The 23,227-nt window shown below is 62.8% G+C and carries 23 protein-coding genes and 1 tRNA gene; 5 read left to right on the top strand and 19 right to left on the bottom strand.

Translation table 11 applies throughout. The annotated features are described in order from the left end of the window. The first annotated feature begins 104 nt into the window (after nt 1-104). A complete protein-coding gene (locus DOM57_RS09300) occupies nt 105-500 on the top strand; it encodes an SRPBCC family protein (protein WP_110648985.1) in 396 nt (131 codons plus the stop codon). Nucleotides 501-554: 54 nt separating this feature from the next. Here DOM57_RS09300 and DOM57_RS09295 read toward each other — a convergent pair whose 3' ends face one another. From DOM57_RS09295 to DOM57_RS09280, 3 genes are all read right to left on the bottom strand, one after another. Beyond that, a complete protein-coding gene (locus DOM57_RS09295) occupies nt 555-1,685 on the bottom strand; it encodes a mechanosensitive ion channel family protein (RefSeq protein ID WP_110648930.1) in 1,131 nt (376 codons plus the stop codon). Nucleotides 1,686-2,467: 782 nt separating this feature from the next. Then, nucleotides 2,468-2,552, bottom strand: a tRNA-Leu gene (locus DOM57_RS09285). Nucleotides 2,553-2,687: 135 nt separating this feature from the next. Next, nucleotides 2,688-3,020 (bottom strand): hypothetical protein, encoded by a 333-nt coding sequence (locus DOM57_RS09280; protein WP_110648928.1) that lies wholly within the window; start codon nt 3,018-3,020, stop codon nt 2,688-2,690. 969 nt (nt 3,021-3,989) lie between these two features. Between DOM57_RS09280 and DOM57_RS09275 the strand changes: the two genes are divergently transcribed. From DOM57_RS09275 to DOM57_RS09265, 3 genes are all read left to right on the top strand, one after another. Next, a complete protein-coding gene (locus DOM57_RS09275; RefSeq protein WP_110648927.1) occupies nt 3,990-4,790 on the top strand; it encodes an amino acid ABC transporter substrate-binding protein in 801 nt (266 codons plus the stop codon). Between the two features lie 232 nt (nt 4,791-5,022). Continuing rightward, nucleotides 5,023-5,697, top strand: a complete 675-nt coding sequence (locus DOM57_RS09270; protein WP_110648926.1) for an amino acid ABC transporter permease — start codon at nt 5,023-5,025, stop codon at nt 5,695-5,697. Beyond that, on the top strand, nt 5,694-6,443 hold the full coding sequence (locus DOM57_RS09265) for an amino acid ABC transporter ATP-binding protein (protein ID WP_110648925.1): 750 nt from the start codon (nt 5,694-5,696) through the stop codon (nt 6,441-6,443). The genes DOM57_RS09270 and DOM57_RS09265 overlap by 4 nt, the downstream gene beginning before the upstream one ends. Before the next feature lie 86 nt (nt 6,444-6,529). Here the strand turns inward: DOM57_RS09265 and DOM57_RS09260 are convergent, their stop codons facing one another. The 3 genes from DOM57_RS09260 to DOM57_RS09250 form a co-directional block, all read right to left on the bottom strand. Further along, a complete protein-coding gene (locus DOM57_RS09260; RefSeq protein WP_110648924.1) occupies nt 6,530-8,014 on the bottom strand; it encodes a sodium:solute symporter family protein in 1,485 nt (494 codons plus the stop codon). Next, the gene (locus tag DOM57_RS09255) at nt 8,004-8,234 is read right to left on the bottom strand and encodes a hypothetical protein (protein WP_110648923.1); all 231 of its coding nucleotides are present in this window, start codon (nt 8,232-8,234) and stop codon (nt 8,004-8,006) included. The genes DOM57_RS09260 and DOM57_RS09255 overlap by 11 nt, the downstream gene beginning before the upstream one ends. Nucleotides 8,235-8,328: 94 nt before the next feature. Then, complete coding sequence (locus DOM57_RS09250) at nt 8,329-9,726, bottom strand: amidase (protein ID WP_110648922.1); 1,398 nt, start codon at nt 9,724-9,726, stop codon at nt 8,329-8,331. A 58-nt stretch (nt 9,727-9,784) separates the two neighbouring features. Here DOM57_RS09250 and DOM57_RS09245 point away from each other — a divergent pair, with 58 nt between their 5' ends. After that, complete coding sequence (locus tag DOM57_RS09245) at nt 9,785-10,747, top strand: DUF1206 domain-containing protein (protein ID WP_239496166.1); 963 nt, start codon at nt 9,785-9,787, stop codon at nt 10,745-10,747. 63 nt (nt 10,748-10,810) lie between these two features. Here DOM57_RS09245 and DOM57_RS09240 read toward each other — a convergent pair whose 3' ends face one another. The 13 genes from DOM57_RS09240 to urtA form a co-directional block, all read right to left on the bottom strand. Next, nucleotides 10,811-11,416 (bottom strand): HupE/UreJ family protein, encoded by a 606-nt coding sequence (locus DOM57_RS09240; protein ID WP_110648921.1) that lies wholly within the window; start codon nt 11,414-11,416, stop codon nt 10,811-10,813. A 27-nt stretch (nt 11,417-11,443) separates the two neighbouring features. Continuing rightward, a complete protein-coding gene (gene ureG / locus DOM57_RS09235) occupies nt 11,444-12,106 on the bottom strand; it encodes an urease accessory protein UreG (RefSeq protein ID WP_110648920.1) in 663 nt (220 codons plus the stop codon). A gap of 209 nt (nt 12,107-12,315) precedes the next feature. Beyond that, nucleotides 12,316-13,002 (bottom strand): urease accessory protein UreF, encoded by a 687-nt coding sequence (locus tag DOM57_RS09230; protein WP_110648919.1) that lies wholly within the window; start codon nt 13,000-13,002, stop codon nt 12,316-12,318. Nucleotides 13,003-13,005: 3 nt separating this feature from the next. Then, complete coding sequence (gene ureE / locus DOM57_RS09225; RefSeq protein ID WP_110648918.1) at nt 13,006-13,539, bottom strand: urease accessory protein UreE; 534 nt, start codon at nt 13,537-13,539, stop codon at nt 13,006-13,008. Between the two features lie 81 nt (nt 13,540-13,620). Next, complete coding sequence (gene ureC / locus DOM57_RS09220) at nt 13,621-15,327, bottom strand: urease subunit alpha (protein ID WP_110648917.1); 1,707 nt, start codon at nt 15,325-15,327, stop codon at nt 13,621-13,623. Then, nucleotides 15,327-15,665: an urease subunit beta gene (locus tag DOM57_RS09215; protein ID WP_110648916.1), complete on the bottom strand. Its 339-nt coding sequence runs from the start codon at nt 15,663-15,665 to the stop codon at nt 15,327-15,329. The genes ureC and DOM57_RS09215 overlap by 1 nt, the downstream gene beginning before the upstream one ends. A 9-nt stretch (nt 15,666-15,674) precedes the next feature. Beyond that, nucleotides 15,675-15,977 carry an urease subunit gamma gene (locus DOM57_RS09210; protein WP_110648915.1) on the bottom strand — a complete coding sequence of 101 codons (303 nt, stop codon included), beginning with the start codon at nt 15,975-15,977 and terminating at the stop codon, nt 15,675-15,677. 240 nt (nt 15,978-16,217) lie between these two features. Further along, on the bottom strand, nt 16,218-17,153 hold the full coding sequence (locus DOM57_RS09205) for an urease accessory protein UreD (RefSeq protein WP_110648914.1): 936 nt from the start codon (nt 17,151-17,153) through the stop codon (nt 16,218-16,220). Beyond that, nucleotides 17,150-17,845, bottom strand: a complete 696-nt coding sequence (gene urtE, locus DOM57_RS09200; RefSeq protein WP_110648913.1) for an urea ABC transporter ATP-binding subunit UrtE — start codon at nt 17,843-17,845, stop codon at nt 17,150-17,152. Before urtE ends, DOM57_RS09205 begins: the two co-directional genes overlap by 4 nt. Further along, nucleotides 17,845-18,702 (bottom strand): urea ABC transporter ATP-binding protein UrtD, encoded by an 858-nt coding sequence (gene urtD / locus DOM57_RS09195; RefSeq protein WP_110648912.1) that lies wholly within the window; start codon nt 18,700-18,702, stop codon nt 17,845-17,847. The genes urtE and urtD overlap by 1 nt, the downstream gene beginning before the upstream one ends. After that, the gene (gene urtC, locus DOM57_RS09190; protein ID WP_110648911.1) at nt 18,699-19,754 is read right to left on the bottom strand and encodes an urea ABC transporter permease subunit UrtC; all 1,056 of its coding nucleotides are present in this window, start codon (nt 19,752-19,754) and stop codon (nt 18,699-18,701) included. The genes urtD and urtC overlap by 4 nt, the downstream gene beginning before the upstream one ends. A 179-nt stretch (nt 19,755-19,933) precedes the next feature. After that, nucleotides 19,934-21,568, bottom strand: a complete 1,635-nt coding sequence (urtB, locus tag DOM57_RS09185) for an urea ABC transporter permease subunit UrtB (protein ID WP_110648910.1) — start codon at nt 21,566-21,568, stop codon at nt 19,934-19,936. A 96-nt stretch (nt 21,569-21,664) separates the two neighbouring features. Beyond that, the gene (gene urtA / locus DOM57_RS09180) at nt 21,665-22,972 is read right to left on the bottom strand and encodes an urea ABC transporter substrate-binding protein (RefSeq protein WP_110648909.1); all 1,308 of its coding nucleotides are present in this window, start codon (nt 22,970-22,972) and stop codon (nt 21,665-21,667) included. Nucleotides 22,973-23,227: the final 255 nt, after the last annotated feature.

Below are 23,227 nucleotides of genomic sequence, written 5' to 3'. Positions count from 1 at the left end.
AACTCGGAAGCCTGTCTGAAGCTAGAACCGGCTCATTGGCAGTTTTCCGATGGATCGCCAACAGCGCTATAGTGGATTCCGGCATGCATCATCAAGGGGGATATATGCTCGATACCGTTACGGTCAGCGTCGCCATCGACCGCCCCTGGCAATCCCTTTACGCAGCGTTCTGGCATCCCGAGGCATTTCCCGAATGGGCATCCGGGCTGAGTCGGTCGAGGCTGCTGAAGAAAGACGAGCGCTGGTTGGCGGAAGGTCCCGAGAGCAAGGTCTTCATTCGCTTCACCGCGCATAATCCCTACGGCGTCATGGACCATTGGGTCGAATTGGACAACGGCAACGAGATCCATGTCCCGCTGCGCGTCATTGCCAATGAGGGAGGCGCGGAGGTACAGCTGACGTTGTTTCGTCAGCCGGATATGAACGAGGCGGCGTTCGAGCGGGATGCGCAGTGGGTCCGGCGCGATCTGGCGAGGCTCAAAGCGCTGGCCGAGCAATAGACTCGTTGGAGCGTTTTATAATGAGCGAACCGATGCTACTCCCTACATAGATTCTTACGTAGCTTTCCGCTGGTCGGGATAGCTGTGCGCCTCTTGAGTACCGTCTCCCGTGGCAGGTAACGGTATCTCATCCAGAAACTCCAGTGAGCGTACCGGCATGGCGAACTTGATGTCCCGCTTATCCATTTCGTCCAGCAATGCCAAGTTGATCGCCTGTTGTATATCCATGTAGAGATTGTAATCCGAGCTCAGAACGTAGTAGACCACTTCGAAGCGTAAGGCATAGTCCGCCAGGGACTGCAAATGCGCCCGATCAAACCGGGTGTTGTCGATGGCCTTGATGATCCGTTCAACCAAGGGCGGGACTTCATGGATCTTACTGACAGGTGTGCGGTAGGAAAGCGCGAAGGAGAACACCACTCGACGAGTCGTCATTCGGTTATAGTTATGAATGGTCTGCTCAAGTAACTTGGTGTTCGAGCAGATTACCTGCTCACCGCTAAGGCTACGGATACGCGTGGTCTTCAAGCCGATATATTCAATGGTGCCGGCAATGTCGTTGAAGACGATGAAATGTCCGGTCTTGAATGGTTTATCGATACCAATCGATGCCGATGCGAAAAGATCTCCGAGGAGCGTTTGCACCGCCAGTGCTATGGCGATGCCCCCGATTCCCAAGCTGGCGACGAAGGCAGTAATGTTCACGCCCAGGTTGGCAAGGACAGATAACAAGATAACGGCCCATAGCGCAATCCGGAAAATGAGCGTGACCATGGTTACCGTCAGTTGGTTGTCCTGTCCCGCCTTGTCCCGAATGGTTTCCTCTTTCCATAAGGCGATAGCGGTATCGGCCCATAAGCCGAACTGCATGGCGAGTACCAGAAACCATATGTGACTGACCCGCGCCTCCCAGGCCGAGCCCAGGTCGACGACTGCCAAGCCTATCTGCAAGGCCATTGCCGCTATGAGCAGGCGGCTCGTATGCTTGAATATCTCGGCGCTATAGTTACCCCAACGGCCTCTGGAACGAGACAGCCAGCCGACGAGACGAGCAATGACAGAACTCATCAGCAGCCGGAGCACGAGATAACTGGCAATAGCGATTCCGAGTACCAAGAAAAAATTCACGACGATGGGCTGGGAGATCCAGGCCTCCCAAGACTGCCACGAACCCCAGTCGAACATAACCGCCTCCTTGCATGCCGGGTCGCCCCATGAGGATGGGAAATTTTCCTGTCAGCTGTGCAAACAAGAAAAGAATAATCTCCTCAACATAGAAAGCTTTCAAACGATTAACTTGATCAAGATTAACAACTTGGAAAACATTGAACATAAAGACCTGCCCGGCGCCGGACGTAAACGGCAACCTAACCGCGGTCATGACAATGACATCTACGCTGGCTATTTCGAAGAGGATCGGGCTCAGGCCTGCGGCTCATTCAACGGCAGGAGGAATAGCGGTCTGGCGCCCTCTAACGACCAAATCGTAGTTCAATCATCAACTGGCGTTATGAGGCTACGACATTAAATGAGTGAGATACGATGAGTGTTATGGATATTGCCACTATGATGACTATCGAAGCGATCGCACCGCCGTGAAAGGCAAGATCCGCATCTCCATTGACTTGGCTGCTGACAACATAGGTAATAAAGCCAACCGCCAAGGCTGGTAATGCGATTAGGGCGAGAATCATGGGGTAGGAAAGTATCACTGCGTGAAATCCTATCAGCAACTTCCTCCAACATATCATGTCGTGTCGGCAAATACTCTTCGCCATTCGTCACGTGATATCCGCCGTGTCTACCTATACGCAGGGGCTACCCAACGCCTTCCGATCCGGATCAATGCGGTCGAAATGTTCGCGCAAAAAGTGATCAGTGTGCTGGCCACGTCATGCCCAAAACCGACCGCACCGGACCAATACGCGGCACGAATAGTTATAAGTAATTGAAAATGAATAGAATAATGGTGCGGATGGGGAGACTCGAACTCCCACGCCTTGCGGCACTAGAACCTAAATCTAGCGTGTCTACCAATTCCACCACATCCGCGGGATGATAGGCGCGCCTATTGTACGTGCGGGCATGGTGAAGTCAATTGGGCCATGAAGTTGCAGTGGTGCGAAATCCACAAGAAGCGCCTCCTCGCGGGAGGCGCTTGGCGATGGCTGATTCGCCGCGTTGTGTTCACTGGCTTTCCTGAGCCTCAGCGGCCGCGTCGCTCTGCCCTTCGGCATTCAACTCGTCGAGCTCCTGATCGTCCGGCACATTGGTCGGTTCATCGGTTTCTGACTTGACGGAATCCAACGACTCGTCAGTCGCATCGCTATGCCCGGTTTCCTTGTCCATGGAGTTCATGTCGTCATGGCCCGAATCGGTGACTCCGGAACCAGACTGCATGGGCTCCTCGTTGGCATCGTAAGCCTCTTCCATCGCATCGCTCTGCGCGTGAGCGAAGCCCACGCCTCCCATAAGCAGAAGCATGGTGGTGGCGGTTACGGCAGCTAGACCCTTTCTCATGATAAATCCCTTTATAGCCTGGTGAATGGGACGCCACACCGAACCATGTGGCGTATTTTCACCTTAGCGCAAACTGCAAGATTTGCCGTCCAGTGGAGCCTCATCGACGGCAAGGGAGGGATGGAGGAGATGTATCAATACGAAAGGCGGACCTCTCGGCCCGCCTTCATGAGATCCGCGTTCGCCCGGACATCCTGTCCCACCCTTGCGTCTTCCTGACCCGGTGTGGCGCGCGGCGCTTTGCTGAGACCCGTTCGCCATCGTCCTGATGCCAAACGGGTCGAGCAATCGTCCGTGATTGCAAAACTGATTCGTCTCGTCCGTCCCCGCCCCTTCCATGGGGCCGACAAATCAGCAACGGATATAAAACTATACAAGGCTTGCGCATTGGTCAAGCGGCTCCGAGCCACCGATTGCTGGCGTGATGAGCGCATGCGAGATAGAGACTCCAGCAAAGGCGAAGGCAGACATAAAGAAAACCGGCGGAAGGACGCCGGTTTTCGGGAGACGTGCTCACGCCGACTCGGCCGTGAGATGCCTGCCAATGCGGGCATGCTCATGCGGTCACGCTGAACATCACGCCCAACTCTCTTCACGCTCCTGAGTCATGTTGCTCGTTCCCTGGCCCATGCCGCTAACCAACGCTGCGCGCACATCCCTTGGTTACGTCCCTGCGACAGCCTTCATGAAGAGAATCAACAAAATGTTAGATCAATACATTACAAACGATAAAGTGCTGTACAAAAATCAACGTTATCCTGCCAAATGAACCGAAGTTCGGCATGCAGGCGCAAGGACATGACGAAAGACGCACCTGGGTCGGCATGTCAATTAATCCAAACGAATTGATATAACGAATATTTTGCTTATTACCAAAAAGTTTTACCCTATCCTATAAGGGTTTGGGTCGGTTGAAGGATACATTAGCGCGCCGTGCCCACCCCGTTAATCAAAAGGAGCCGGATCGCAATGACACTTACCCATCTCTCCTGGGCCACTCATCTCTCCTGGGCGCCCCTGCGCCGAGTTGCCGTCGCGCTGACATTCGGCCTGGCCGCGACATGGGGCATCGCCCCCGCCAATGCCGATACGCTACGGGTAGGCATGTCCGGCGGCTACTATCCGTTTACCTACGTCGAGCAGGACGAATTGAAGGGGTTCGAGGTCGACCTGATGAATGCCATTGGCGAGATCACCGGTGACGACATCGATTTCGTCACCGCCAGTTTCTCCGGGCTGGCGGGCATGCTGGACTCCGGACGTATCGATACCATCGCCAACCAGATCACCATCACCCCCGAGCGACAGCAGAAATATCTCTTCAGCGACCCCTATGTGTACGATGGCGCCCAGGTCGTGGTGCGCAAGGGCAACGACGATATCCAGGACGTCGAGGATCTCAAGGGCAAGACGGTCGCGGTCAATCTCGGCTCCAACTACGAGCAGTTGCTACGCGAATTGCCGTATGCCGACGAGATCGACATCAAGACCTACGACTCCAATATCGAGCAGGACGTGGCCCTGGGGCGTGCCGACGCCTTCGTGATGGATCGCGTCAGCGCCACTCAGGTAATCAAGGACAAGCCACTGCCGCTGCAGTTGGCCGGCCAGCCTTTCTCCAGGATCGAGAACGCCTATCCGTTCCGCGACGACGAAGCCGGAGCGGCTCTACGCGATCGCATCAACGATGCGCTCGAGCAGTTGCGTGACAGCGGCAAACTGAGCGAGATTTCCGAGAAGTGGTTCGGGACCGACATCACCCAGCCGTGACGGACCTCTCGCATTGATGGCCCATGACACCTGCTGGCGTCATGGGCTTTCCATTTATCTGAGAGCCTGTTCAAGGGCTCGCGAGCTAGCGCCATGCACGGCGAAAACAGGCTAAGAAGCGCAGTTTACAAAAAGTAAATGAGCATTTTTCGCCTGTTTTCAATACAGCAGGGCCGACGCGCAGCAGGCTTTGAACAGGTTCTGAGGATGCGCAACGGGAGCATCGACCGATATGCACGCACTCGATTTCGACTATATGCTGGGCCTGGTCCCCATCCTGCTGGGCTATCTGCCGCTGACCCTAGAGATGGCCGCCGCCGGCATGGCCTGCGCCTTGATACTCGCCTGCCTGCTGGCGGTGATTCGGGTCACGCGAATACCCGGCCTCAATGCCTTCGCCCTGCTGTTCATCTCGTTCTTCCGCGGCACTCCCCTGCTCGTCCAGCTGTTTCTGTTCTATTACGGACTGCCGCAGATCTTGACGTTCCTGATCGCGATCAACGGCATTACCGCCACCATTCTGGGCCTGACGCTGCACTTTTCCGCGTACATGGCGGAGTCGATCCGCGCCGCCATCGTCGGTATCGACCGCAGCCAGACCGAAGCCGCGCTCTCCATCGGCATGACCCGAGGGCAACTGATGCGACGCATCGTGCTGCCCCAGGCCACCCGCGTGGCGACACCGACCTTGATGAACTATTTCATCGACATGATCAAATCGACCTCGCTCGCCTTCACCCTCGGCGTCACCGAGATGATGGGCGCGACGCAGAAGGAAGCCGCCGGCAGCTTCCTTTACTTCGAAGCCTTTCTGGTCGTCGCCGTGATCTACTGGGTCGTGGTCGAAGCCCTGTCCTGGGTGCAGAAGTGGCTGGAAAACCGACTCAACCGAGCCTATCAGCGATGATCGAACTCAAGGGTATCCGCAAGCAATTCGGCGATCATGTCGTCTTCGACGGGATCGACCTGAGCCTGGAACGCGGCGAGATCATCGTCATCGTCGGCCCATCGGGCACCGGCAAATCGACGCTGCTGCGCTGCATCAACTTCCTCGAGACGCCGGACGCGGGCCGGCTCACCGTGGGCGATCTCAGCCTCGATGCCACCACCGCGACGCGCGAGCAGATTCTCGCCCTGCGCCGACGCACCGCTTTCGTATTCCAGAATTACGCCCTGTTCGCCAACAAGACGGCACTTCAGAACATCGCCGAGGGCATGATCGTGGTCGACAAGCTGCCCAAGGCGCAGGCCCACGCCAGGGCCCGGGAAATACTCGAACGCATCGGCCTGGCCGACAAGGCCGACGCCTACCCGGCGTCACTTTCCGGCGGTCAGCAGCAGCGCGTCGGCATCGGCCGCGCCATGGCCGCCAATGCCGAGGTGATCCTGTTCGACGAGCCGACCTCGGCATTGGACCCGCAATGGGTGGAGGAAGTACTCGGCCTGATGAAGCAACTCGCCGCCGAGCACCAGACCATGATCGTGGTCACCCACGAGATGCAATTCGCCCGCGAAGTGGCCGACCGCGTGGTCTACATGGACCAGGGCCGGATCATCGAGCAGGCGCCGCCCGCAGAACTGTTCAGCCGACCGAGAGACGAACGGACGCAACAGTTTCTGCGCAAGATACTGGCGGCCAATCCCATCGCCTGAGCGATGGTGGCCGCCAATACATCACGACACCTGCCGCCCCGGCGCGCTAATTGTAAAAGATCGTCGGGAGCGATTTTTGACGCCGCCTAGCGGCGGCCCGAAGGGAGCTTGCCAGGGATGGTAAGCTCAAAAAAGCGCTCGACCACGTCATCCCGGACCGGCGGCGTGAGGCAGGAGACGATCACGAACAGCGGCAGGTTGACCAGCAGCCCCCAGAAACCGGCATGAATGCCGAGCGGATTGGGCCAGATCAGCGTGAACGCCAGGGTCACGCAAAAGCCACTGACGATGCCGGCCAACACGCCGGACTTCGAGGCCCGGGTCCACAGGAACATGCCGACGAAGGCCGGCAGCACCTGGGTCGCGAAGCCCAGCCCCACCAGCAGAATCATGATCAGATTGCTCGGCTCGCTGATCGCCACCGGCGCCACGATCAAGATCATGATCGGCACCAGCAGGCGCCGCGCCAGCCGACCGGTGGCCGCATCGCTCAGCTTGAACAGCGGCTGGGCGATGTCCCTGGCGTAGGCCATCGACACCGAATGCAGAAACGGCTCGCAGGAAGACATCGCCGCCGCCAGCGTGCCCGCGCCGAGCAGCCCGACCAGCCACGCCGGCATGTTCTGCAACGCATACTGCAAGGCGACGGTATCGGCGCGCTCCAGCCCCGGCAATGCCATGATGCCGATAAACCCGACCACCACCATCGGCAGTACGACGATGTAGTAGGTCGGCAACCAGGTCGCGCTGCGCCGGATGGTCCGGGCCGAACGCGCGCTCATCCACTGGCTCCATACCGGCGGCATGAATGACAGCATCGAGACGATGATCGAGGTGGTCCAGAAGGCGAAACCCATGTCGCCGCCCGCCCCCGGCAAGGTCAGGAATTCGGGGTGCTCCGCGGCCAGCCGCTCGAAGACGCCCGCAAATCCTATCTCGCCGGTAGCCTGGTGAGTCGCCCATAGCCCGACCGCCCAGGCCACCACCAGCATCAGGACACCCTGGAAAGCATTGGTCAGGCCGATGGCACGCTGGCCACTGGTGTAGAGATAGATCGCGATCGCCGCCAGGATCACCACGACGCCGGCCCACACCGGAATTCGCCCGCCGCTCATCACCGACAGAATGTAGGCCGAACCGATGGTTTGCAGCACCGCGTAGGCGAGCGAGCCGATCGACATCACCAGCGCCGCCAGACCACCCAGCAGCGGGCTCTGGTAACGGTCGGCGATCGCCGCGCCCTGGGTGACGTGACCGAAGCGCTGACCGAAGGCCCACACCCTGGGGCCGCAATACCATGCCACCAGTGCCAGGTAGGAGAGATAGATCACCACGTAGAAGACCGCGACGCCCTTGCTGTAGGCCCAGCCCGGCGCGCCCATGAAGGTATAGGCGCTGATGCTGCCGGCGGCGATCAGCAGATAGAGCGTTACCGCGCCCATGCTGCGCCCGGCCACGCCCCACTCCTCCAGATCGTCCATCAAGCGGCCGCCACGGGCACGCAGACCGATGACCAGCGCCACCGCGATATAGCCCAGGGTCATCCACAGCGGCACGAGACTAGTCGTCATCTGATGTCCCCTTCAGCCAGCGATTGGCAATCAACATCACGACCCAGCAGCCGATCACGATGACGTAGGTCCAGACCGCAATCCACGGTAGCCCCAGCCACAGCTTCGGCTGGTTGAACCAGCCGATCACCGGCCAGATCCCCATCCCGATCAATGCCATGAACAGCACGGTCAGCAGCCAGCCACCGCGCGAGCGGGGGCGTACGACAAAATGTTTCATCGGTGTTCCCATGATCCTGAATGATTGCCGCAGCGCCGCGACGACGCGCGCTACAGAATAACCCATCGCACCGGCCGGCAGCCCCCGGCGGCGCTCAGCCTTCCAGCGTGAGTTGGGGAAAGCGTGCCGGCAGCGCGAGGATCGACTCCACCGCCCGGGCGACGGCCAGCACTCGGCGATCGGCAAAGCGCGGGCCGATCAATTGGACCCCGATCGGCATGCCATCGCAGCTGAAGCCCGCCGGCAGCGAGATCGCCGGCTGCTCTCCCATGTTCCAGGGCACGGTGTAGGCAATGTGTTCGAAGGGCCGCGTCGGGTCGTCGGTGGGCGATGCGGCTTGCGCCGGGAAGGCGACGTTGGGCGTGGTCGGCGAGAGCACGATATCGACCCGATCGAACACCGCCTCGGTGGCCGCGCGCATCTTCAGCGTCTGCTCGAAACCGCGCACGGCATCGACGCCGCTGAGCTGGGTCGCGGTGCGCGCCCACTCCACGATATAAGGCAGTACCCGCTGGCGATCCGCCGGCGATAGGGTTTCCAGCTCGGCCCACTGCCTGGCGCGCCAGAAACGGTCGAGGCCGTCCAGCATCTCGCGTGTCATCACCGCCGGCAGCGCGACGCACTCGGCCCCCGCATCGCGCATGGCGGCGGCGGTCGCATCGAGCGCCGAGCGGATTTCCTCGTCCAGCGGCAAGCCGCAACCGGCATCCGCCAGCACGCCGACCTTGAGCCCCCGGAGCGAAGTGTCGAGGTCGGACCAGTCGATGCTTTCCGGTGGCAGGCGCATGGCGTCACGGCGATCGTCCTGTGCCAATACCGACATCATCAGCGCCGCATCCTCGACCGTACGCGTCATAGGGCCCGCGCAGCGGCCGACGTAGTACGGATCGATGGGAATGCGGCCAAGCGTCGGCTTGAAGCCCACCACGCCGCACCAGGCCGCCGGCAGGCGCACCGAGCCGCCGATATCGGTACCGAGATGCAGTGGTCCGAAGCCCGCCGCCGCGGCCGCGCCGGCACCCGCGCTGGAACCGCCCGGGTTACAGGCGAGGTTCCAGGGATTGCGGCTCAGGGCATGAAAAGTCGACAGTCCCGAGGAGAGCATGCCGTAATCCGGGCAGGTGGTCTTGGCATAGATCAGCGCGCCGCTCTCCCGCAGCCGGGCCGCGGGCGGTGCATCTTGCGCCGCGGGCACCAGTGGCGTCACGCAGGTGCCCTTGGGAACCGGCATGCCCCGGGTGGCGATCAGTTCCTTGACGGTAACCGGTACGCCATCCAGCGGACCGCTCGGGGCGGCATCCATCCAGCGCCGCTCCGCGATCGCCGCCTCGCGCATCAGGCCATCGGGATCATAGCCATAGAGTGCGCGAATCTTCGGCTCACAACGCTCGATGTGCGCCACCAGCGCCGCCGCGACGTCACGGGGAGAGAGCGTACGATCGCGATAATGCGTCACCAGGGCGCGGGCACTCAGCGTCAGACAGGTTTCCATGCGGAGGTTTCCTTTCTCATGTTGTTCTGTCGACTACGCTAAAGGAGTCGAGCCGCCGGTGGTAGCGCAGAACCGCACGGCGGTACTCTCCCAGGCTGCATGCATGTCCAGCGACAAGGATGATATGGCCTCCAGACACTCTCGATTGCGCCACTGGCTGAGCCACACCGCATCGGCCGGCTATGTCGCCAAGGGTGTGATCTACCTGACCATCGGTTGGCTGGCACTGCTCACCGCCATCGGGCTCGGTGGCAGCGAGAGCGGCACCGCGGACGTGATCCGCAAGATTGCCCTGTGGCCTTTTGGCGAGGTGCTGCTGGTGCTGTTGTGTGTCGGCCTGATCGCCTACGTCGCCTGGCGCCTGGGCCAGGCGACATGGGATACCGAACACAAAGGCAGTGGCTGGCTGGGCTGGTTTCAGCGGCTGGGTTTTGTCATCAGCGGCGGGCTCTATGCCACGCTGGCCTGGCAGTGCGGCGAGCTGCTTTTCCATAGCTTTTCCGCCGGCCATGACGATACCAGCCAGAGCACGCAACGCCTGCTGGGTTTACCGGGCGGTCGCTGGCTGCTGCTGGTTATCGGCCTGGCCTTCGTCGGCGTCGGCATTCATCAGCTGAGGCGCGCCTGGCAGCGCGCCTATCGCCGGAACTGGCACCTGTCGAGCCGACCCAACCCGCCACTGCCGTTGCTGGAAGGCATCGCCCGCCTGGGACTGGCGGCACGCGGCATCACTTTCATACTCATCGGCGGCCTGCTCGACCTGGCAGCCTGGAAACTGTCGCCGAGCAATGCCCAAGGGCTCGGCGGTGCGCTGAATCTTCTCGCGCGCCAACCCTACGGTCACTGGCTATTGGGAGGCGTCGCCATCGGCTTGATCGCCTACGGCGGATACTGCTTCATCAACGCCGGCTACCGCCGCGTGGGCCGCCTGCGTCGCTGGTCCGGGGGCGATTCGATCGCCACGCAAGCCCAACGCAAAAGGGCGCCGAAGCGGCCTGCCAATCGATCGGTACAGCGTTGACGGCACTCGATCCCCACGAGCCGGCATCGGCCATCGGCTGCAGAGACCATCGCGATCGGCGTCTCAGCTCAGCATCAAGGCACCACCAGCAGCCGCGATGGCGGCACCGATACCGCGCAGCCAGCGGCTGTCGTGGCGTGACAGCCAGGCTCCGGCAGTGCGGCCGACCAGCGTGATCGCCACGCTGGCGATCAGGAAGCCGGCCGCATAAAGCAATGCGGAAGCCCCCGGTGCCAGCTCGCTGCCATGCGCATGGCCGTGCAGCAGAATGAAAGCGAACACCAGGGTTCCGCCCACGGCGCTCGGCAGACGCACCAGCGTCGCCAGCAGCACGCCGGCCAGCAGCACGCTGGAGGCGATACCGAACTCGACGCCCATCAGCGGCACGCCCGCCCAGGCCAGTCCCGCGCCGGCGATCATTCCCAGCGCGATCAGCAGCGGCATCGCGCGCCGCAGTACCGGCGCCTGGCGGCAACTCCAGAGACCGATCGCGAGCATCGCCAGCAGGTGGTCGAGTCCCGTCAGCGGATGGGTCAACCCGGCGAAGAAACTGCCACCGTGGGTATGTGGCAGGTGCCCCGGATGGGCCAGCGCCACGGAAGCGATCAGCAGTGCCATCGGCGCGCTGAGCAGGGCCAGGCGGCGGGAAGGGGAAAATGATCCAGACATCTAGAGTCTCCTTGAGGCAGCGCCGACTCAGTCGGCAGTCAGTAATGCTTGGTCCTGGATGGCGCGGCGCTCCTCGCCCCGGCGCTCCGGCAACATGCCGCGATCGAGGATGAAACGCACGATCGTTTCCACGCCGACACCGTCATGAAGGTTGGTGAATACGAACGGTCGCTCGCCACGCATGTTCTTGGCATCGCGCTCCATCACTTCCAGCGAGGCGTGAACGTAGTCGGCGATATCGATCTTGTTGATGATCAACAGGTCGGACTTGGTAATCCCCGGCCCGCCCTTGCGCGGAATCTTGTCGCCGGCGGAAACGTCGATCACGTAGAGCGTCAGATCGGACAGTTCGGGACTGAAGGTCGCGGCCAGGTTGTCTCCCCCCGACTCCACCAGCACCAGTTCGAGTTGCGGATGGCGCTCCTGCAGGTCGTCGATCGCCGCCAGATTCATCGAGGCATCCTCGCGAATCGCGGTATGCGGGCAACCCCCGGTCTCGACGCCGATGATACGATCCGCCGCCAGTGCTTCGTGGCGAAGCAGGAAATCGGCATCCTCGCGCGTGTAGATGTCGTTGGTCACCACGGCGATGTCGTAATGGTCGCGCAGTGCCAGACAGAGCTGTTTCAGCAGCGCCGTCTTGCCGGACCCCACCGGGCCACCGACGCCAACGCGCAGGCAATGGGTCATATTCTCACTCCTCGCATGAATTCGAATTTCAGAAAAAAGAAGGAAGAAGGAAGACAGTATCTAATCAAGGCTTTTCTTCCCTCCAAGTCGCGAAGCGACATCTTTCCTCTTCTGTCTCCCAGGTGCGAAGCGCCGGTCTTATTTCTTCCAAGCGCGAAGCGCCGATCTTCAATCTTCCCTCTTCAAGCTGCGAAGCAGCATTCTTCCCTCTAGCTTCTAAACAGCCGCGAATACTGGGTCTCGTGCAGCGCACTGGCCAGGGCCAGGCCCGGCAGAATCGGCCCCAGTTCATCGTCCGCAAGCTGGTTGGCCGTATCCACCGCCGTCACCAGCCTGGGACGAAGGCGCTCGACCAGCCGTTGCGCCGCGGTCTGGCCCAACGGCAGCGCCTTGCAGGCGGCGGCCAGCTGATTTTCCAGCCAGGCCCAGGCGAATCCCAGTTGGGCATCGCCCGTTGCGATCCCGCGCTGCTCGGCGACCCAGGCGAACAAGGTGACGTAGACCGGGCGCTGCGGCAGCCAGCCGGCATCGGGCAGCAGCTCGAGATCGCCGAGCAAGCGTTTCAGCGCCTGGCCCAGGCGCATGTCCTCCTCCGCCAGCTCGCGGGTTTCGCGATTGGCCAGCAACCAGTCGTTCCAATACTGCAGCGCATGGCGGTCGCCTCGCGCCCAGGCGCTCTGCAGTCTCGCCAGCAACGGCAGCTCGCAGTGCATCAGTCCGTCGTCGAGCACTCCGGCGAGCCACTCGCCGAGGCTCTCCTCGTCATCGACCCAGCCCAGTTCGAAGGCGCTCTCCAGGCCCTGGGACCAGGCGAAGGCGCCGATCGGCAGCGCCGGGCTGACCAGTTGCAGCAGCCCGACCAACGCCAATGGGTCGCTCGTCCGTTCGAAGCCCATGTCTCAGTGCTCGTGCTTGTGGCCCTGGCGATACGAATGATGGTGCTGGAAATCGTAGATCTCGGCATGCTGTTGATAGCCATGGTGATGACCGTGGCCTTCGGCATAGGCGCCCGGCTCGGGATCGAACGGCGCCAGATGCCGCTCGATGGCCGCTCCCAGGCGGATGGCCAGCGCCTCGAGCACGTGATCCGGCGGGAAGCGCACCCAGCCTTCGTGATTGTCGCCGCCGATCGCCAACTGGACATGACGATTGCCGAGGTGATAGCAGAGTCGCGCCAGTGCGAGCCCACCCTGGACCCGGGCGGTCACCACCGGCTCGCTGGCCGCGCGCACCTCGACCACCTCACCGCTCTCGGCACGCAGCAACGCGCCATGGCGCAGTACCGGCCCACGGTCCAGGAATAGCCCCAGTTCGCGGCCGGCGTCGCTGGTCGCCTTCAACCGCCCGCGCATGCGCAGCTCGAACGGCAGCGTCACGCTATCCTCGGCTATCGCATCGGAGGTCGCCTCCAGACGCTCGATCAACTTCCACATTCCAGAATCCCCATGTATTGCCACGTCGAGCCGGGTGCCGTAGATGACCGGAAAGGCATCCGATCCCGACCGATGGATCGTTTAAAAGAGATGATAACGCTGCGCCAGCGGCAGTACGTCGGCCGGCTCGCAGCTCAGCAATTCGCCGTCGGCGCGGACCTCGTAGGTCTGCGGATCGACCTCGAGATGCGGGCAGGCGTCGTTGAGCTTCATGTCGCGCTTGCGCACGCCGCGTACGTTCTTGACCGCCGACAATTCGCTTGCGAGTCTCAATCGCTCGCCCACGCCGGCATCCAGCGCCGCCTGGCTGACGAAGCTGAACCGGGTGGCGCTGGCCGCCTTGCCGAAGGCGCCGAACATCGGCCGGTAGTGCACCGGCTGCGGCGTCGGAATCGAGGCATTGGCATCGCCCATCGGCGCCGCCGCGATCATGCCGCCCTTGAGTATCAGAGCCGGTTTGACGCCGAAGAACGCTGGACTCCACAGCACCAGGTCGGCCAGCTTGCCGACTTCGACCGAGCCCACCTTGTGAGCGATGCCATGGGTCAGCGCCGGATTGATAGTGTACTTGGCGATGTAACGGCGGGCACGGAAGTTGTCGGCGCCGAGCGCCTCGTCCTGCGGCAGCAGGCCCCGCTGCACCTTCATCTTGTGCGCCGTCTGCCAGGTGCGGCAGACCACCTCGCCGACCCGCCCCATGGCCTGAGAGTCGGACGAGATCATCGAAATCACGCCCATGTCGTGAAGGATATCCTCGGCGGCAATGGTTTCCCGGCGAATGCGCGAATCGGCGAAGGCCACGTCTTCCGGAATGTTCGGGTCGAGATGGTGGCACACCATCAGCATGTCGAGATGCTCGTCGATGGTATTGACCGTGTAGGGCCGCGTCGGGTTGGTCGAGGACGGCAGCACGTACTCCTTCGCACACGCCGTGATGATGTCCGGCGCATGGCCGCCGCCCGCCCCTTCGGTGTGGTAGGTGTGGATGCCGCGTTCCTTGAACGCCGCGATCGTATCCTCGACGAAGCCGGATTCGTTGAGCGTATCGGTATGGATCGCCACCTGGACATCGTACTTTTCGGCCACGCTCAGGCAGTTGTCGATCGACGCCGGGGTGGTGCCCCAGTCCTCGTGCAGCTTGAGCCCGATCGCCCCGGCGACGATCTGCGCCTCCAGCGCTGCCGGCAGGCTGGCGTTGCCCTTGCCGAGCAGGCCGATGTTCATCGGCAGGGTATCGACCGCCTGCAGCATCTTGCCGAGATGCCACTCGCCGGGCGTGCAGGTGGTGGCGTTGGTGCCGGTCGCCGGCCCGGTGCCACCACCGAGCATGGTGGTGATGCCGCTCATCAGCGCCTCTTCCACCTGCTGTGGGCAGATGAAGTGGATATGCGCATCGATGCCGCCGGCGGTGAGGATCTTGCCCTCGCCGGCGATCACCTCGGTGCCCGGGCCGATGACGATTTCCACGCCGGGTTGCACGTCCGGATTGCCGGCCTTGCCGATGGCCGCGATGCGCCCGGCCTTGAGGCCGACATCGGCCTTGACCACGCCCCACCAGTCGAGGATCAGGGCGTTGGTGATGACGGTATCCATGACCGAGTCGTCGTGACGCTGGCTCTGGCCCATGCCATCGCGGATCACCTTGCCACCGCCGAACTTGACCTCGTCACCGTAGACGGTGGCGTCGCGCTCGACCTCGATCCACAGCTCGGTATCGCCCAGGCGCACGCGGTCGCCCACGGTGGGGCCATACATGTCGGCATAGGCTTGTCGGGTAATCTTGACCATCAGTCGGCCTCCCCGTTGTTATCGGCCGCGCCATCCAGCGCACCCATGACCTCGCCACGGAAGCCGTAGACACGGCGCTCGCCGACATAGGGCACCAGCGTCACCTCGCGAGTCTGACCCGGCTCGAAGCGGATCGCCGAGCCCGCCGGCACGTCGAGGCGATAACCGCGGGCCTTGGCGCGATCGAAAGTCAGCGCGGGATTGGTCTCGGCAAAGTGGTAGTGGGAGCCGACCTGGATCGGCCGGTCACCGGTATTGGCGACCGAAAGCCGGATCGGCTCGCGACCGGCATTGAGCTCGATCTCGCCATCCTGAATCTGCATTTCACCGGGAATCATGAGCGAACCTCAAACAATAGGGCTATGCACGGTCACCAACTTGGTTCCGTCCGGAAAGGTGGCCTCGACCTGGACCTCGTGGATCATCTCGGCCACCCCTTCCATGACGTCGTCACGCGTGAGGATTTCGCGGCCATAGCTCATCAAGTCGGCAACGCTCTTGCCATCACGCGCCCCCTCGAGGATCTCGAAGCTGATCAACGCCATCGCCTCGGGGTAGTTGAGCTTGAGACCACGGGCCCGGCGACGCTTGGCCAGTTGCGCGGCACTGAACAGCAATAGCTTGTCTTTGTCTCTCGGCGTCAATTCCATATCGATATCCTGTCTGTGAGCTACGAGCTTCGAGCTTCGAGCTTCGAGCTACGAGCTTCGAGCTTCGAGCTACGAGCTACGAGCTACGAGCTACGAGCTTTGCAATGTTGCGCCGGTTCTGGGGCGCCGTAAAACATTGCGCCGGCTTCGGGGCGCCGTAAAACATTGCGCCGGCTTCGGGGCGCGATAAAAGCCGCTTCGGGCGCGATCAACTCATATCCGTCGCCATCGGCATGATGGCTACGTGTACCAGATTCGCGGTGCGCACGCCTCGCGCTCCAGCAGCATGGGGCGCAGACCGGCCCAGGCCTGCCGGCAGAGCGCCCAGGCTTCGTTGCGCGAGTTGCCCAGGTAGCGCAACAGCAATACATCGTGACGCTGGGTGACCGCCCAGTTCCTGGCGGCCGGCATCGCTTCGCGCAGCGTTTCCGCCGCTCGTTGCGGATCCGCCAGTCCCACCGCCCACAGCGTCGCCTGCACCGTGGCGCCGCCCTGTCCCCAGTACCCGTTGAAGCGGGGATGCGCCGGGTCGAGCGGCTGGCGTTCCAGCCACAGCGGCCGACCATCCAGCGTCATCCGAAAGCGCTGCTCGATGCGTCCGCTGGCGAAAGGCAGACGGCTGGCGGGCCGCCCCAGTGCCATGATCTCCCAGCCCAGGCAACGCGCCCCGCCTTCCAGCGCGATCTCGGTGGTCTGCACGCCACGCGAGCCGTCGAAGGCGATGGTCTCCTGCGGCAGCCACTCGAGCGCGCCATCCGCGGCCACGCTCAGGCGGTTGATCTGAGTCCAGGCGACGCCATGGGTGTCGGCACGATAGAGTTTGGTGGCCGCCGGCGTGGTCAACACGGCGTGAGCACCGGCGCCGACCCGGACATCGATGCCCAGCGTATCGCCACTGACCAGCCCGCCCGGCGGGTGCAGCAAATAGACGTGACAGGGGGCGGCCCGCTGCGCTTTCGACGGTTCGGGATAGAACGGTCGCTGAACCCGCAGCGGACCGACATGGCGTACATGGCGCAGACGCGTGCGCGGCGTGCCGGGACCGGCGTCGCGGCAATCGAACGCCAGCGACAGCGCAGCCGACCAGCGTCTGTCGGCATCGAAGCGGTGGCCGGAATCCGCCGGCAGCGCAGGCCGGTCACGGGTATGCCCGTGACGAAAAATCTCCGCCGTCATACCGTCAGGTGCCGCTGTATCAGGTCGTCGCTCAATGCGGCGATCTCTCCACTCGCCACGGCCTGGCCGCGGTCCATGATCATGAAGTCGTCGGCGTACTTGCGTGCGAACGGCAATTTCTGCTCCACCAATAGCACGGTCAGCCCGTCCTCGCGATTGAGTCGTCGAATCACCTCGCCGATCTGGGCGACGATATTGGGCTGGATGCCTTCTCCCGGCTCGTCGAGGATCAGCAGCCGTGGATCGAGCACCAGCGCCCGGCCGATCGCCAATTGTTGCTGCTGGCCGCCGGAGAGGTCGCCGCCACGCCGATAACGCATTTCCCGGAGTACCGGAAACAGCTCGTAGACGCGCGGCGGGATCCTGCGCAGCCGATCCCGCCGTGCCGGCAATCCGATACGCAGGTTCTCCTCCACCGTCAGGGTGGCGAATATCTGGCGTCCCTGCGGCACGTAGCCGATGCCGAGCCCGGCGCGCGCCTCGGGCCGGCACTTGAGCAGGTTGTCGCCATCGAAGCGGATCTCGCCGCTGCGCGCGGCGATCTCGCCCATCACCGTCTTCAGCAGCGTGGTCTTGCCGACCCCGTTGCGGCCCATCACGCAGGTGCAGCGTCCGGCGGGCACTTCCAGCGACAGATCGCGCAGGATATGGCTTTCGCCATAATACTGGTTGAGCTTGTCGACGCTCAGCATCAGGCCGCCTCCTCTTCGCCGCCGAGATAGACCTCGACCACCTGCGGGTCGCTGGCGACCTCGTCCATCGAACCTTCGGCCAGCACGCTGCCCTGGTGCAGCACGGTGACGGTGCGCGCGATCGAGCGCACGAAGCCCATGTCGTGCTCGACCACCACCACCGACTGCTGCCCGGCCAGTCGCGTCAGCAGCTCCGCGGTGCGCTGCATTTCCGGCTCGGTCATGCCCGCCACCGGCTCGTCCACCAGCAGCAGGCGCGGACGCTGCATCAACAGCATGCCGATCTCCAGCCACTGCTTCTGACCGTGAGAGAGCACGCCGGCGAGCCGATGGCGTTCATCGCCCAGGCCGATGGTCTCGAGCACCTCGTCGATGCGTGACCTACCTTCGTGATCGAGCCTTGCCAGTAATGTCCTCCATACCCGGCGATCTCCGGCCATCGCCAGCTCCAGGTTCTCGGTCACGTCGAGCGCCTCGAACACCGTGGGCTTCTGGAACTTGCGGCCGATCCCCAGGTTGGCGATCTGCGGCTCGTCGAGCGTGAGCAGGTCATGGCGACTGCCGAACCACACCTGACCGCTGTCCGGCCGCGTCTTGCCGGTGATGATATCCATCATGGTGGTCTTGCCGGCACCGTTGGGGCCGATGATACAGCGCAGTTCGCCATCGTCGATGGTCAGGTTGAGACGATCGATCGCCTGGAAACCGTCGAAGCTGACGCTGACGTCCTCAAGATACAGTATCGGCCCGTGGCGCACGTCCACCGGCGACTGCACCGGCACCAGGAAGTCGAACACCCGGTCGGGCCGCGTGAACTCGCGCAACCGCTCCAGGCGGTCATTGGTCTTGACGCTCATGCGCTCACCTCCCGCCGCCGACGCCGCTGCGCCAGCAATCCGGCGATTCCCTGGGGCAGCGCCATGGTCACCAGCACGAACAGGCCGCCGAGGATGAACAGCCAGGCATCCGGCACCGCGCCGGTGAGCAGCGTCTTCAGATAGTTGACCACCAGCGCGCCGAGCAACGCACCATAGAGCGTGGCGCGTCCGCCGAGAGCGACCCATACCACCACCTCGATGGAGAACAGCGGCGCGAAGGTGCTGGGATTGATGATGCCGACCTGGGGCACGTAGAGCGCCCCGGCGATTCCGGCGATCATCGCCGAGACTACGAACAGCGCCAGCTTGACGTGGTCGACCCGGTAGCCGAGGAAGCGCACCCGCGCCTCGGCGTCCCGGGTCGCCACGCAGACCCGGCCGAGCCGCGACACCGTGATCATTCGGCACAGCCAGAACGCCAACAGCACCGCCACGCCGGAAGCGATGAACAGCGCCACGGTCATGCCATCGCTCGCCAGCGAGAATCCCAGCAGTTCATAGAAGCGGGTCAGGCCGGTACTGCCGCCCATGCCCATCTCGTTGCGGTTGAAGGCCAGCATCAGGGCGAAGGTCAGCGCCTGGGTGATGATCGAGAAGTAGACGCCGGTCACCCGCGAGCGAAACGCCAGCCAGCCGAACACCAGCGCCAGCAACCCCGGTGTCAGCACGATCGCCAGCGCCGCCACGGGGAAGAATTCCAGCGGCGCCTGCCAGCCCTGAAGCGGCGCGTTCTGCGCCGTGAGATAGAGCCCCATGGCGTAGCCGCCGAGGGCGAAGAAGGCGCCGTGGCCCAGGCTCAATATGCCGAGATAGCCCCAGATCAGATCCACCGCCAGGGCCAGCAGCATGTAGGTGAAATACTTGCCCAGCAGCGCCACGGTGGCAGCGCTGACATGCAGCGGGCTGGAAGCCGGCAGCGCGTTGAGAATCACCACCGCCGCCATGCCGATGACCAGCACCACGCTGGTGATCAGGGTGGAACGGGACAGAAAAGCCTGACGCGAGCGGTCGGCGCCCGTGGGGATACTCATGAGACTCTTCGCTTTAGGGAAACACTGCTTAAATGGCTGCGCGGGTGAATCGCTGCGTTGCGCGGTGCTCGAAGACTCGCCTAACCCCATGTTATGTCTCGTCTTCTGTGCTCCGTGCGCCTTGCGCCTCATCCCGCTCGCCGATTTATTCAGCGCTTCCTTAGTGGGACTGTCCGCTTTCATGAGACCCTCCCCTTGGGTGCGAAGATGCCCTGCGGGCGCTTCTGGATGAACAGGATCACGCCGATCAGGACCAGGATCTTGGCCAGCACCGCGCCGACCCAGGGTTGCAGGATCTGATTGATCACGCCCAGCGACATACCCGCCACCAGCGTGCCCCACAGGTTGCCGACGCCACCGAACACCACCACCAGGAAGGAGTCGACGATATAGCCCTGGCCCAGGTTGGGGCCGACATTGGTCAACTGCGACAGCGCGACCCCGGCCAGCCCCGCGACCCCGGCCCCGAGGCCGAAGGTGAGCATGTCGACGCGGGTCGCACGCACGCCCATGGCCCGCGCCATGGCCCGGTTCTGGGTCACCGCGCGCACTTCCAGGCCGAGCCGGGTATAGCGCATCAGTGCCCACAGCGCGGCGAACACCGCCAGGCAGAAGATCAGCACGCCCAGACGATTGAGGGTCAGCGACAGCGCCTCGTTGATCTGCCAAGCGCCCTGCAGCCAGTCGGGCGAGGTCACCCGGCGGTTGAGCGGCGAAAACAGCGTGCGTACCAGCTGCTGCAGGATCAGGCTGAGGCCGAAGGTGGCCAGCAGCGTTTCCAGCGGGCGGCCCTTGAGAAAGCGGATCACCGTGCGCTCGATCACCACGCCGAACGCCGCCGCGACCAGGAAACCGCCGGGAATCGACAGCAGCAGCGCCAGCCCCGGCTGACCGGGCAACGCCTGCTGGATCAACCAGGTGGTGTAGGCGCCGATCATGATCAATTCGCCATGCGCCATGTTGATCACCCCCATGACACCGAAGGTGATCGCCAACCCGATCGCCGCCAGCACCAGGATCGAACCGGCGCTGAGGCCGAAGAACAGCGTCTGCGCGCGATCGTACCAGGCGCGCTTGCTCTCGATGCCATCGAGCACCGACTGCGCCCTGGCGGCCAGCGCCGAGTCGCCGGCAGCGATGTCCGCCAGCGTATTGCGCACTCGGGTATCGAGATTGCCGCGCAGCGTCTCCAGCGCCTCGGCGTCGCCCTGCTCCACGGCATAGAGTGCCAGCGCCACGTCGAGCTGATGGCGTACCGTCGGGCTCTCTTCCTGGTCGCGATTGGCACGCACGCTATCGACACTGGCGGCGTCCACCTCGCCGACCAGACGCTGCGCCGCGGCCAGGCGCGACGCCTCGTCGCCGTCGGACAGCGTCAGCGAGGCGATCAATCCCTGGAGCTGGCCGCGCAGGTTGTTGTTGATCCTGAAGATATCCAGCGTGCGACGGGAACCGGTGCCGGCATCCTCGAAAGTAATCGCATCGATGATCGGCCATTCACGGCCGCTGTCATCGGTCACGATGTAGAAATTCTCGCCCCGACGCTGCTTGCCCAGACGGCCGTCGAGCAGTGCCTGCAACCAACGGGTCTTCTGTTCGGCGGAGCTCTCGGCGATGGCCTGGGCGGCTTCGCCCTTGGCCTGGAAATCGTTGGTGTCGAGCGCTTCCAGCAACGCCCGCGCCTCGGGCTCGTCGATGGCGGCCATGGCGTTCTGCCCCACACATACGCCGCATGCCGTGAGCAGGCACGCCAGCAGGATTGCGATCGACCGCCGGTACAGCCGCGGTCCTTTATCCATAACCATCGATGTCATGATGTCGTTCCTTCGACGCGACACGCGGCCGCGTCATCACGCGCCATCACCTGACATCGGCGACCGAACCGGGCGCCGATGTCGCTGCATGGAGGCTCACTCGGCCCCGCGGCCGTCCTCGCACTGCATGCTCTCGACGTTGAGCTTTCCGCAGTGCAGCGGTGCCCGCCAATCGCTGATCAGGTTCTTGGATTCCGGCAGGTAGTCGGACCAGGCATCGCCGGCGACCGTGGTCGGCGTCTGCCACACCACGCTGAACTGACCGTCGTCCTGGATCTCGCCGATCATCACCGGCTTGGTGATGTGGTGGTTGGGCATCATCGCCGACCAACCGCCGGAAAGGTTGGGCACGGTCACGCCGATGATGGCGTCCTTGACCGCGTCGACATCGGTGGTGCCGGCCTTTTCGACCGCCTGCAGCCACATGTTGAAACCAATGTAGTGGGCCTCCATCGGGTCGTTGGTGACGGCGTTGTCGTCACCGGTATAGGCGACCCAGTCATCGATGAAGTCGTAGTTGGCGTCGCTGTCGACGCTCATGAAGTAGTTCCATGCCGCCATGTGACCGACCAGCGGCGCGGTGTCGATGCCGGTGAGTTCCTGCTCGCCCACCGAGAAGGCGACGACCGGAATGTCGGAGGCGGAGACGCCCTGATTGGAGAGTTCGTTGTAGAACGGCACGTTGGCGTCACCATTGATGGTCGAGACCACCGCGGTCTTCTTGCCCTGGCTGCCGAAGTCCTTGACCTGGGAGACGATCGACTGCCAGTCGCTGAAGCCAAACGGCGTGTAGTTGATCATGATGTCGTCTTCGGCCACGCCGTGATCCTTGAGATAGGCTTCGAGGATCTTGTTGGTGGTGCGCGGGTAGACGTAGTCGGTGCCCAGCAGCGCCCAGCGCTCGACGCCCTGGCTCATCAGGTAGTCGACGGCGGGAATCGCCTGCTGATTGGGCGCGGCGCCGGTGTAGAAGATGTTTTCGGAAGACTCTTCGCCTTCGTACTGCACCGGGTAGAACAGCAGGCCGTTGAGTTCCTCGACCACCGGCAACACCGCCTTGCGCGAGGCAGAAGTCCAGTTGCCGAAGATCACGTCGACACGATCGTCGCCGGTGAGCATGTCACGCGCCTGCTCGGCGAACAGCGACCAGTCGGAGGCCGGGTCCATCACCACCGGTTCGAGCTGGCGGCCAAGCAATCCGCCGGCTTCGTTCTGCTTGTCGATCAGCATCAGCATCTCGTCCTTGAGCGTCGATTCGCTGATCGCCATGGTGCCCGACAGCGAATGCAGGATGCCGACGCGAATCGGCCCTTCGTCCTGGGCCATGGCCGGCTGACCGACGACCGAGACAGTGAGCGCCAGCCCCGAAGCGGCGAGCAATTTGCGAATGGATGTTGTTGTCATGTGACTCTCCTGGTGATGTTCCCGTGCCGATGACCGGCATCACTGATGGCATTGCCGCGGTCATCGATCGAAAAGTCATATGCATTTTTCGTGCCCTATTTTCAGGCACAACCGGATTTTGTATACAAAATCCGCAAAATAGCCGCCAAGATCGCTCAAGACGCGCCTTGTTGGTGCGTTAAAAATCCGGCTTGGTCGCGAAAAGTCTCCGTGCTGGTGCACGAATCCGATTGGCGGGATCGCGTATGCACCAAT

This window comes from Salinicola peritrichatus (assembly GCF_003206715.1).
In the GTDB taxonomy this organism is placed as follows: Bacteria; Pseudomonadota; Gammaproteobacteria; order Pseudomonadales; family Halomonadaceae; genus Salinicola; species Salinicola peritrichatus.
This window is presented reverse-complemented; position numbering and strand designations above follow the sequence as displayed.